Genomic DNA, 11,498 nt, shown 5'->3' with positions numbered 1-11,498 from the left:
TTCCAAGACGCTATGTATTCACAGCATAACAGTTATTCAGAGGCCTACTGGTAAGAGTGGCCTCCTTCAAAAAAAGTGACATTTTCATAGCACAGATAAGGTGACATTTTCACAGACGTTTGACACATTATTTTGGAAATATTTATTATTCTTTGTATGTGAGAGTGAATGTTCTGTTGATTATGCCCCAAAGTTAAACAGATCTAAGGAGCGTGTAACATGGACGAATATTATTGGAATATGCAAATTAAACATCTCCGTGATAATGAAGGGAGGAGTCCTGCATGATTACGCTCAGAAAAATCACACTGGAAAACCGGCGTTCCATATTTAACCTGGAAGTCTCAGAAGACCAACGCCGCTTCGTTGCGTCCAATCTGTCAAGCGTCGCTTCGTGTTATGTCCTTGCAACCAATGGGGGACATCCATTTCCATTTGCCATTTACGCGGATGAGCAGCCGGTCGGTTTTGTTATGTTGGCTTATGGAATCACCGGATACGAAGAACCGTCAATCGCAGATTACAACTATTGCATCATGCGACTGATGATTGACAAGCAATACCAGAACCGGGGTTATGGTCGGGAAGCCATGAAAAAAATCTTGGAATTTATCCGCACCTTTCCGGCAGGGCCAGCACATTACTGCTGGATCCCTTATAAACCCGATAACGTCGCTGCCAAAAAGCTTTATGAAAGCTTCGGTTTCCGTGACAACGGCGAAATCTTCAACAACGAGTCCATAACCGTATTGCGACTCTGATTTGCTGCCAAACCGTTAAAATTTATCATACTCTGCGTGCTTAGGATTGAACTGACAGAGAACGATAGTTGAATAAAGCGCTCAAAGAAAGGGCCATCCCGCAAAGGATGGTCCAAAAACTTGCCGTTACAGATAGCGCGGAGAACCCTACCATAAGTGACGGCGAAAAATTTGATTGGAGAAAGCACGGGGACTATTGTAGTTATGCGGAATAGAGTGATTTTGTGGTTACTACTTAGGTCCCCTTACCCCAGGGTAGGGGAATTTTTTGTTGGTTAAAACAGGAGATTGGGGAAGAAATCCCGAATTCTATCTTTTAACGATCTGACACGCGATGCAGGAGTCTATGTTTACATAATTGTGCAATACTCAAATCAGTTTCATTTTCGCGAGGAAAAGAGGGTGCTCCCGATGGCGAAATGGGATAACATGCTGTCCATGCTTTGGATGCTGCGATCCGGAAGGAAGTTCACCGCCGCGCAGATCGCGGATAGTTTGGAGATCAGCGTTCGCACCGTGTATCGGTATATCGACGCATTATGCGCCAGCGGCGTGCCGGTCGTCGCGGAATCAGGCCATGACGGAGGCATTCGCATTCTGGAAAGCTTCAAGGAGACGCCATTGTTCTTCAACTCCGTAGAGCTGAAGGCGCTTGTGGACGCGTATAAATTTGCGCAAGCCGCTGGCTATCCGTATACGGAGGAGCTGGAAAGCGCGTTGAAGAAGGTGGAGAACGGGCTTCACGAAGAGCAGCGCCACGATCTGTCCCGTCGGACGAGCGGTTTGGATGTGATTTCTCCGGCGCGTCCGCCTTCCGTCGTTCCGTTGTTGCGGGACCTGGAGCAGGCGGCGAAGGACGGGCGAACGGTCCGCATCGCCTATCGCAAAGCGAATGCGGAGCAGGCCGACGAACGTGAAGTCGATCCATACGGGTTGGCTTACGACCGAAACGAATGGTACGCTGTCGCGTTCTGCCATCGGTCGCAGGCGGTGCGGACGTTCCGCGTGGACCGCATCGCGCGGCTGGAGCCGACCGAAGCGCGGTTCGTAAAGCCGGAGCGTTTCTCCGCGTCCGCCTATTTCCGCGACCAGTCCGGGCGGGAACGGGAGGCAGACGGACCGCTGGCGGTCATCCGCATGGAGGGAGAGCCCGACACGCTGAACGCGGTTTGCGACCACTGGCATCTGCGCCACTATTTGACGGAGCGGACCGATCGGGAGGCGCGGTTTCAGCTCGACGTCCCGACGATGAATAAGTACCTTCCGATGTATCTGATGACGTTCGGCACGGCCATTCGCATTCGGGAGCCGCTGGAACTGAAGCGCCGGATCCAGGGAATGGCATACAGAATCGCAAAACATTACGAAGACGATCCCGATTGAACTTCACTGACAACGGTTGTCAGCGAACCTGGTATACGATAGAGACAAGGCCGCAGCAGCCAAAAGATGACCCATAAAGGAAGGTGGATTTTCCATGCTTCAACATCCATATCAATTGTACGATTATCATGTTTGGGCGAACGATCGGCTGTTCGCCCACCTGGAGCAGCTTCCGAAGGATGCGTTCCATGCAGAAGTGAAGAGCGTGTTCCCGTCCGTGGCGCAAACATTCGGGCACATGTACCTGTTCGAAAAGCTCTATATGTCTGTTCTCGCGGAAGTTCCGAACGAGGACATTTTTCCGAAGATCCCGGACTGGACGGAAGAAGCGCAGGGCACAACCGTGGAAGAGATGCGGCAGCTGTTTGCCGGCGTCGCCGAACAGTTCCGCGATTTGCTGCGGCGCACACCCGACCCGGATAAGGCGATGACGATCGAGCATCCGAAGTACGGCCGTCTCGATACGCATTTCTCCGACATCCTGCGGCATGTGGTCAATCACGGGACGTATCACCGGGGCAATGTGACCGCGATGCTGAGGCAGCAAGGGTATGCCGGAGTTCCGACCGATTATATGTTCTATTTGCTGGAACGGCAGGAAGGTCAGCGGTAAACGGGGCACACCGACGGCGGTATCATTCACCTGATGCCGCCGTCGGTGTGCCTTGGCGCAAACAAGGAGCCGCTGATGCCGTAACGTTGGCGCGGCGCGTATGTTAAGAACGATTTATCCAGGTTTCCTAGCTCGAATAAATCTGCTGATAGGAGTCAATCGCTTGCTCGGTAAGCAAATGATCGCTTAGCGGCAAGTTTTCAGATTTTCAGTTAACTGACGAAGAGGGACACCAATGGATCAGGGGCATCGAGTTTGGTCATTGCTTACAAAGGAGAGCAAAAAAATTTTAATATCGGGAGTTGAAGGAGTGGAGTATTTAAGGGATCATTGCATGTACACAGCCATTTTTGGATTTTTCAGTTTCGTCTGGTTCGGTTGGGCACAGGAGAACCCAAGATCAAGTTGGCGCATATATCTTGGCATTGCTTCGGGTGTTTCAATCCTCGTATCCATGCTGGGTGTCTACTTGAGCGTAACAAACTGGCATTCCCCTTCCGCCTTATCCGATTCGAACGCATTTCGCCAGTATTTAATTTTCTTCTATGCGGAATTCATCGTGGCTGCAGCCGGCTCTTTTTTATTGATAAAGAAGAAATGGAGCCGTTTTATTGCGCCGTGGATTGCGTTTGTTGTCGGTGTTCATTTTTTTGGTCTAAAACATGTGTTTGAAGATTCCAGCCTGTATATTCTGGCGATACTTTTGATCACAGTCTCGATTATTGCATTATTTGTATCCCCCAAATTGAAGGTAGCGTACAGTGCTATTACTGGAATAGGAGCGGGGACGGTACTGTTCGCATTTTCGATATTAGGGCTACTGCGATATGGGATGCTGCAATTATAGTTTTCTACTTTACGATTTTGAAATCAAATTGAAGCATAATGATACCAGGTTAACAATGATGCCATTGAGCAGGCGAGCGGCTGACGGCAGAAAAAATCATGCCGAAAAACAAATATGTGCGGCGGGGGATTTTGAATTCGCTCGCTGTGACAGGAGTCATTCCAAATTTGTTTGTCCAGACGCATTTCAGTACCTGGACGGAATTCGAATATATGGCGAGTTACGAAGACAAGCTTCCGAATACAAAAGGCCGTTCAGATATGGAGATGCCGTGGGCGGCTTGGAATGGAGAGCTTAAAATAAACCGGGACGTGACCAAGGAGCTTTTTGGAGAGGAGTACGTTCCGAAAGAAGATTGAACTAGCAAAGGAGCCGGGTATCTCTCGGACATCGATTGCTTAACCTACTACTTACTATGGGGGGCGATTAATTATTCTATTATAGGGAGTTCTTATGCAAAGATTAAACCTGATTGAGTCGGTCACGAAAGTCGTAACAAATACGTATTTGAAACAAAAAATCTGATTTCCGCATCGGCTGCATCTGTGTTGATTATTCAAAGCGACATAAGGATAGCAATCTTCCAGGAGGGGTCATGTTGCAGCAGCTCTTTAACGATATGATAAAGCAGGACGTCAAGCCGTTCCTTTCCAAGCGTGGCTTCGCAAAGAAGAGTTTGAATTTCAATAAGATAACAAAAAGCCTCATCTACATGTTCAATTTCCAAAAATCCTCTGGCAATTCAGCGGACAATGTAATGTTTTATGTGAACTGCGGTATTTATGCAGCGGAGTTGGCACAGATCCAATCGAGAGAGATTCTGACAGCACCCCAAGAATATGAGTGTCACTTCAGAGCAAGAATTGGAGAAATTGTTGAGTCTGTTCCAGATCGATTTTCAATCACTCCTGATACGAATATGGATGATTTGAGAAAAACGCTGCTAAGTGGACTAGAAGAGGTTATTCATTTCTATGATACTATGACCAGTGCCAGATCCCTTGTTGATTATTACACTTCAGGTCCATTTTTACATCTGGGCGAAGAGAGCTTTCATTTGCTATTGCAATCCAATGATGCAGCAGCCGCTAAACGTTATTTGAAGGCTTTGCAGGAAAAGTACGGAACAGAAAATCGATGGACTATATTCGAAAATAAATACGAGGCTATCTTCAATCAATACGGAGTGGAATTTGATAAGCTATAAGTCAGCATAGTGAACGTAAGTGAGAAATGATATAGTGGCAAAAAACTTGATGATATCGGCTAGGGTGGCTTGAAATAGAGTAAATGGATAAAAAGTCCTTGAAATTATATACAAACCTTGGAGAAGTACATTGAATTTGAGGTTTTGTATATATTTTTAGGGTCTTTTTTTATTTATCCAAACCATTACACTTAAAAATATATGCAAGGAAATGAGAGGCAATGTGATAAGGAGAGTAGGAATAATGGGAGGCAGTAAAGCAGGAAGAGTTCTCGGATGGCTATTGTGTATGCTCTTGATAATCAATATGATATTCGGTTCTCCGCATATATCGAAAGCACAAAGCTTTTCCGATACGGAAAATCATTGGGCCGTGCAGGAGATCAAGCAGGGCGTTGCCAAGGGGTGGATTAACGGATATCCGGATGGCAGCTTCCAACCGGAACGTTACATTTCCCGCGCGGAAATGGCTTCTTTATTTCAACGAGCCGGCGGGTTTTCGGCAAAAGCGGATGTAACGCAGCAGGCTCGTTTTACCGATGTGGCTGCAGACGCTTGGTACTCGGGCGTTATTTCCGCAGCGGCTGCGGCCGGGCTCTTGAACGGCTATGAGGATGGCTCCATGAGACCGGATCAACCGGTCAGCCGACAAGAAGCGGCGGTAATGTTGGCAAGAATGGCTCAACTAGAAGCTAATGAGACAGCTGCGGCAAGGTTTAGTGACGAACTGCCTGCATGGAGCAAAGGGCAGATAGGGGCCAGTGCTGCAGCCGGGTGGATAGAGGGTTACCCAGACGGCAGCTTTCGTCCTAATAATTTGTTGACGCGTGCAGAGGCGATAGTTATGCTGGGCCGGTTTATACAAGCTATGCCTTCATCCAAGGGAGACCTCGTCTACGATACAGAAGGTACATTTGGTCCGGTAGAAGGCAAGATGAGCATCAAAGGAAACGTCGTAGTGGATGCCGCCAAGGTTACTTTGCAAAACATGGATATTGCAGGAAATCTGATTTTTACGGATAAGCTCGGCGAAGGAGAGGCGGCGCTTCAGAACGTCCGTGTTACAGGAACGGCATTTGTCCATGGCGGTGGAGAGCATAGTATTTTTGTACGGGATAGCGAAATAACGAAGTTGACGATTGATAAAAAGGGATCGCGTGTGCGCATTCTCGCGAGCGGTAATTCGGTTATAACGAATACTACCATGTTATCTGGTGCTATACTTGAAGAAAATGGAGTAACGGGAACGGGGTTTGAGCATGTCACGCTATCCGAGGGGGGAGGGAACGAGTCCGATGTATGGTTGCGCGGCAGCTTCGATAAGGTAACCATGTCGTCATCCCAGAGGAAGCTAAGCTTGCAAAGAGGATCGATCAATACCCTTCATATAGTGGAGGGAAGCCAGGATTCAAGAATTTCTTTGGAGGATGGGACGAAGGTCGCCTTGGCTATCATTGATACGGCGGCTATCTTCTCAGGTAAAGGCATGATTACAAAAGCAGAGTTGAACGCGAACGGGATCCGATTCGAACGCAATCCCGAAAGTGCAAGCTGCGCTTCTGGTGTAAATCATGCCTTATGCCAACAGCCAGAGAGCTCTTCGGGCGGCCCTTCTTCGTCCAGGCCATCTTCGACGATAAAGGCGCTGGTGTATGAGCCACAGCAAGTGAAGCTGAATCAGCCGGGGCAGGAAATACAGGCGAAAGTAACTGCCCAGTGGAGCGACGGTACAACGACGGATGCAACGAACGAGGCAAAGTGGAGCACACAGGACCCGACCGTTGCCACAGTGAGCGGCACTGGAATGATTCGTGCTATCGGAGAAGGACGGACGTATGTAGAGGCGAACTACCGAGGTCACTCCGTGCAAATTCCGGTAGAAGCCTCATGGTTGCCGGACACGCCCACGGTAACGGCGCTGGTGTATGAGCCCCAGCAAGTGAAGCTGAATCAGCGGGGGCAAGAAATTCAGGCAAAAGTAACTGCTGAGTGGAGCGACGGTACGACGACGGATGTAACGAACGAGGCAAAGTGGAGCACACAGGACCCGACCGTTGCCACAGCGAGCGGCACTGGAATGATTCGTGCTATCGGAGAAGGACGGACGTATGTAGAGGCGGCCTATAAGGAGCGTTCCGTGCAAATTCCGGTTGAAGTTATCACAACGTCGCCTGTTACAGGTGCTTACAAAGTCGAATCGCTTTTGGCCCAAGTCACGCCGGTGGCCGGTGAAGTTAATAGGCTTCGTCTGGTCGTTCAACGTTCGGACGGAAGCACGGATACCACATTCAGCGGCCTTAAGAAAGTAGCTGTAAGCGGCTTTAGTAAAGCGCCGGATGGAACGATCGGGCAGTGGAATAGTGTTTCCATTGATAACACTGTAAACGAATATGATGTTGATTTTACTGACGGGGAGGCTAACGTGAACCTGATCTTGCATCACGCAGAAGCTCAGACCTTAGTGTTTACGATAGCAGACGTTATGGAGCCGGAAGCAAGGCAAATCGTAACTCCGTCTCCGGCAGAAGCGCAAACGGCTATATTGCAAACCCAACCAAGCCTGGATGTGGTCAGCGGAGAGCGTTTTGCCGAACAGCCTGTTATTGTACTGTTGGATCGGTTTCAAAACATAGCAACGAATTCAGACTTGACAGTAACAGCTTCCATATCGGGAAGTGATTCCGGATCATCCGTGCTTCATGGCACGACGGTTGTTCTTGCCGTGAATGGAATAGCTTCTTTTACCGATTTGTATTTGCAAGGCGGAGGTACGGGCGTAAGGATTATCTTCGTACCCACTGGCCTTGCCGGGGTTAACAGTTCCCCGATTTCGGTCCGGGTGCCTTTCGCCGGAGGCAACGGTACGGTAAACGATCCTTATCGGGTCGCCACGGCTGAACAGTTAAATGAGGTACGGTATTATTTAGACGCCCATTTCCTGCAAACGGAAGATATTGACTTGAGTGCGGCTCCATACAGTACAGAAGAGGGATGGGAGCCTCTCGGCGAAGGCAAGATTGCGCCCAACGGTTCTCTTGCGGGAGATCCGTTCACCGGAACTTTCGATGGCGGCGGCAACACGATCCGAAATTTAACGATTAAGTCAGAGCGCGGCTGGTCAGGTTTATTCGGTTATATTCGAAATGCGGAGCTGCGCAATGTTCATCTCGACAATCTGGATATTGAAGGTACGCACTATACGGGCGGATTGGTCGGTCACAGCATTGAAAGCAAGATCAGCGACAGCAGCGTGAAGGGAGAGGTGAGCGGCACAACGGTCTTCGGCGGACTCGTCGGGTACAGTCTGGAAGGCTCGATTGAACGCTCGTCAGCCGAAGTCCGCTTGTCGGCGACTCAAGCATCTCATGATCAAGTTTTGGATGTCACAGGCTATATCGGGGGCTTGGTCGGAGGGATGCATTACGGCTTGATCGCCGATTCTTATTCGAAAGGGCAGATCGCCACCGATGCCGACTCCTACACTTATATCGGCGGTCTTGTCGGACAATTTGCAGGAGGTCCGGGATTGGATCAGCATAAGGGAACATTGGATCGCTCCTACTCCGATTTTGAAATGAATGTACGGCAAGGCTCGGAAATAGGGGGACTTGTTGGCCAGAATGACAATGGAATTATCTCCGATGCTTATGCTCTCGGTACGCTGAACGTCGATCTTTCTGCGTATCAAGGAGGGATCGGCGGACTCGCGGGATTCAGCAAGCAAGGAATCATCCGCTATTCTTACGCGGCGGTGTCAGTCAGCGGAGACTTGACGAAGGCTGCAGGAGGATTGGCAGGAGGCTCGGACGGAACGGTATACACATCCGCTTACTATGACCAGAAAATCGCCGGACTAACCGATACGGGAAAAGGAACCCCTTTAAGCACGGAAAGTATGAGAACGCAAGCCAGCTTCAACGATTGGAAGTTCAACGATACATGGTCGATAGTTGAAGGCTGCAGTTACCCTTACTTGAATGGGCAATCGGAAGTAGATTTGTCGTGCTACAAGGCGGGCTTGGGACCGGACGCGATCGCCCCTGTGGAGGGGGAACCGTTCGAAGTGCTGCTGACTGAAGCCCAAGATGCCGTGGGTCATGCGTTGAGCGGGAATGCGGAAGTTGCCGTCACATGGAAGGAAGTGAACGAGTCCGTATTCAGCGGCGACATCCTGTTTGCGAACGGAGAAGCCCAAATTCCGGTTACCCTTCGCGCTGCAGGCATATATACGCTCATGATTCAAATCGCAGGCATCACACCCGTTAAATCGATTGTTGTTACCGTAACACCTACTGCTCCGCAGCATCCGTTTGCCGGTGGAGCGGGAACCGAGGCGGACCCGTATGTGATTAATACCGCCGGACAGCTGGACGCGATGAGATATTATCTACAATCTCATTTTAAGCTGAACAATGACATCGATTTGAATGTGGCCCCCTATAATCAAGGGGAGGGATGGCAGCCGATCGGAACGTATAAAGACAATTTCAAGGGCAGTTTGGACGGAGGAGGCCATGCGATTACCGGCCTGACCATCAATCGTCAGACTACGGACACGAATGTGGGTCTGTTTGGCTTCGTCTCGAATTCCTATATTCGAAACCTGCATTTGGAGGATGTCCAGGTCGTGAGCGAGGGGCACGGTGTCGGCGGTTTGGCCGGTACAATCTGGTACGGAACCGTAGAAAACGTGTCCGTTCAAGGAACGGTAAAGTCCAAAGGCTCGCTAATCGGCGGGGTGGTCGGCGATTTTGCCCGCGGAACGATGCGCTATGTATATGCCGACGTCTCGGTCGAAGGCGAGTTAAACGTAGGCGGCCTAGTCGGTTATCTTACAGGGCAGGGCTATGGCGCGAAGATCGAACGTTCTTACTCCACGGGTACGATTAAAGCGACAGAAAACGCCGTTGGCGGAGTGGCAGGCTGGATTGAACTCGATAGCGTCATCGCCAATTCGTATTCGTTGGCCGAAGTCATCGGCAGATCTAACACGGGCGGTGTGGTTGGCAGCGTTCAGGGAGACGTTCAAAACTCCTATGCGGCGGGTAAAGTCACGAATGAATATAACGATCCGGGCGGTATCGCCGGCTTTGTTGGGCGCGGAAAAGTGACGGGCAGCTATTACGACCGTCAGACGACTACAAGATCGGATTACGGAAATGGCGAACCCAAATATACGGTCGATATGAAAAAACAAAGTACGTTTGTGAATTGGGACTTTACCGATATTTGGGCTATCGATGAGGGGAATAGTTATCCTTATTTGCAATGGCCGGATTTGATGATAGATAATTATGATGCACCTCCACGTTAAAAATGTAAAAATGATAAATAAAATGAATATGTAAAAATACAACAAAAACGCGACCGCTAAAGTCGCGTTTTTAATATGGTGTGCCGCGCATGACGACTTACTAGGTGGTGAAAGACCACTGTGGGGGTTTGTAGTTACCAACCACTAGCCAAGAGCAAGGGTGTCCATCGTGAGGTGGAATCTGAAGGAAGCTGGAGGCAAAATTCCGGCCCGAGGAATACGAACATCATCAGGGATATGGCATGGGATGAGCTCGCCATACAAAGCGAAGTCCAATATCGACGGTTTGGGGGAACGGCAAGAAGCAACGGAATGGGAATCGAGGAAAGAGCAGGGAAACTCAGACGCTACATCATGGGGTGGATCAACTATTTCAAACTGGCAGATATGAAGAAACTGCTCCAAACCACGGACGAATGGATGAGAAGACGAATTCGAATGGTCTACTGGAAACAGTGGAAACGGTAAAGACCAAATTCGAGAAGTTGACCTCGCCGGGTATCCCAGAATACAAGGCATGGGAGTTCTCAAACACAAGAAAGAGCTACTGGAGAACCTCCAATAGCCCGATGCTCTCAAGATCCCTCGGAAACAACACTTTGAAGAACCTCGGATATCTTTTCTTTTCAGATTACTATCGACAAGTTACCGCGTAAACTTTGGAACCGCCGTATACCGAACGGTAAGTACGGTGGTGTGGGAGCTCGGCTACTCAATTAATGGGTAGCCTCCTACCCGATTAAAGTGATTTTTGGCATAAATTAATACAACCTGGGTATCCTTGCCACCCATAATATTATTATAAATGAAAGAAATTATAAGTCTATACTTTATCCAGAATTGCCCATATATTTGTTGTGTATCGATTATCAAAAGGAAAGGAGTCTCCGTTCGGAAATGGAAAATGAATCGTGGAATATCTTCGATCGGTGTATCATAGAATGAAATAAGGAGCAAGGAGCTGGTTATGCCGGCTCCTCTTTCATTTTACGCCGATAGACTCGCTAAGCTGAGCCTTATTATAAGTGACGGCGGAGGCTGCACCGCTATGGCAGAGGCAGGCGGCATACCCGCATTGTTTCCTCAGGAGTCATCCGATGGACAATCCCGAACCATAGAGGTAGTGCCCGATCACCGGATCAAGTCTTTGGTTCTATTGGCACCGGCGTCGGTTGGTTTCGGGCTGACTTATTGATAATTCTCTTCAACACACCTCCTGAAAAAGAAAATGACCCTCGGAAAAGGGTCTGTCAAACGTCTGTGAAAATGTCACCTTATCTGTGCTATGAAAATGTCACTTTTTTTGAAGGAGGCCACTCTTACCAGTAGGCCTCTGAATAACTGTTATGCTGTGAATACATAGCGTCTTGGAA

The 11,498-nt window shown here is 49.1% G+C and carries 9 protein-coding genes; all 9 read left to right on the top strand.

The window, feature by feature from the left end; all coding sequences use genetic code 11:
• Positions 1-284: 284 nt before the first annotated feature.
• The 9 genes from KJS69_RS29185 to KJS69_RS29145 all read left to right on the top strand — a co-directional run bounded on the left by KJS69_RS29185 (position 285) and on the right by KJS69_RS29145 (position 11,320).
• On the top strand, positions 285-761 hold the full coding sequence (locus KJS69_RS29185; protein ID WP_213587742.1) for a GNAT family N-acetyltransferase: 477 nt from the start codon (positions 285-287) through the stop codon (positions 759-761).
• A gap of 288 nt (positions 762-1,049) precedes the next feature.
• The gene (locus tag KJS69_RS29180) at positions 1,050-2,144 is read left to right on the top strand and encodes a helix-turn-helix transcriptional regulator (RefSeq protein WP_249730767.1); all 1,095 of its coding nucleotides are present in this window, start codon (positions 1,050-1,052) and stop codon (positions 2,142-2,144) included.
• Positions 2,145-2,238: 94 nt separating this feature from the next.
• Positions 2,239-2,757, top strand: coding sequence for a DinB family protein (locus tag KJS69_RS29175; RefSeq protein ID WP_213587740.1), 519 nt, complete (start codon positions 2,239-2,241; stop codon positions 2,755-2,757).
• A gap of 310 nt (positions 2,758-3,067) precedes the next feature.
• Positions 3,068-3,604: a hypothetical protein gene (locus tag KJS69_RS29170; protein WP_213587738.1), complete on the top strand. Its 537-nt coding sequence runs from the start codon at positions 3,068-3,070 to the stop codon at positions 3,602-3,604.
• Between the two features lie 98 nt (positions 3,605-3,702).
• Complete coding sequence (locus KJS69_RS29165) at positions 3,703-3,963, top strand: hypothetical protein (RefSeq protein ID WP_213587736.1); 261 nt, start codon at positions 3,703-3,705, stop codon at positions 3,961-3,963.
• A 236-nt stretch (positions 3,964-4,199) separates the two neighbouring features.
• Positions 4,200-4,811, top strand: coding sequence for a DUF4304 domain-containing protein (locus KJS69_RS29160; RefSeq protein WP_213587734.1), 612 nt, complete (start codon positions 4,200-4,202; stop codon positions 4,809-4,811).
• 244 nt (positions 4,812-5,055) lie between these two features.
• Positions 5,056-10,125 (top strand): S-layer homology domain-containing protein, encoded by a 5,070-nt coding sequence (locus KJS69_RS29155; RefSeq protein WP_213587732.1) that lies wholly within the window; start codon positions 5,056-5,058, stop codon positions 10,123-10,125.
• A 174-nt stretch (positions 10,126-10,299) separates the two neighbouring features.
• Positions 10,300-10,593 carry a group II intron maturase-specific domain-containing protein gene (locus KJS69_RS29150; RefSeq protein WP_213587730.1) on the top strand — a complete coding sequence of 98 codons (294 nt, stop codon included), beginning with the start codon at positions 10,300-10,302 and terminating at the stop codon, positions 10,591-10,593.
• A gap of 499 nt (positions 10,594-11,092) precedes the next feature.
• Positions 11,093-11,320: a hypothetical protein gene (locus tag KJS69_RS29145; RefSeq protein ID WP_213587728.1), complete on the top strand. Its 228-nt coding sequence runs from the start codon at positions 11,093-11,095 to the stop codon at positions 11,318-11,320.
• The last annotated feature ends 178 nt before the right edge of the window (positions 11,321-11,498 follow it).

Source organism: Paenibacillus sp. J2TS4, from assembly GCF_018403245.1.
GTDB lineage: Bacteria > Bacillota > Bacilli > Paenibacillales > NBRC-103111 > Paenibacillus_L.
This window is presented reverse-complemented; position numbering and strand designations above follow the sequence as displayed.

Bases quoted from the DNA above. Each gene is read 5' to 3' on its own strand.
- KJS69_RS29185 (WP_213587742.1), top strand. From the start codon at position 285: ATGATTACGCTCAGAAAAATCACACTGGAAAACCGGCGTTCCATATTT.
- KJS69_RS29175 (WP_213587740.1), top strand. From the start codon at position 2,239: ATGCTTCAACATCCATATCAATTGTACGATTATCATGTTTGGGCGAAC.
- KJS69_RS29165 (WP_213587736.1), top strand. From the start codon at position 3,703: ATGCCGAAAAACAAATATGTGCGGCGGGGGATTTTGAATTCGCTCGCT.
- KJS69_RS29160 (WP_213587734.1), top strand. From the start codon at position 4,200: ATGTTGCAGCAGCTCTTTAACGATATGATAAAGCAGGACGTCAAGCCG.
- KJS69_RS29155 (WP_213587732.1), top strand. From the start codon at position 5,056: ATGGGAGGCAGTAAAGCAGGAAGAGTTCTCGGATGGCTATTGTGTATG.
- KJS69_RS29145 (WP_213587728.1), top strand. From the start codon at position 11,093: ATGCCGGCTCCTCTTTCATTTTACGCCGATAGACTCGCTAAGCTGAGC.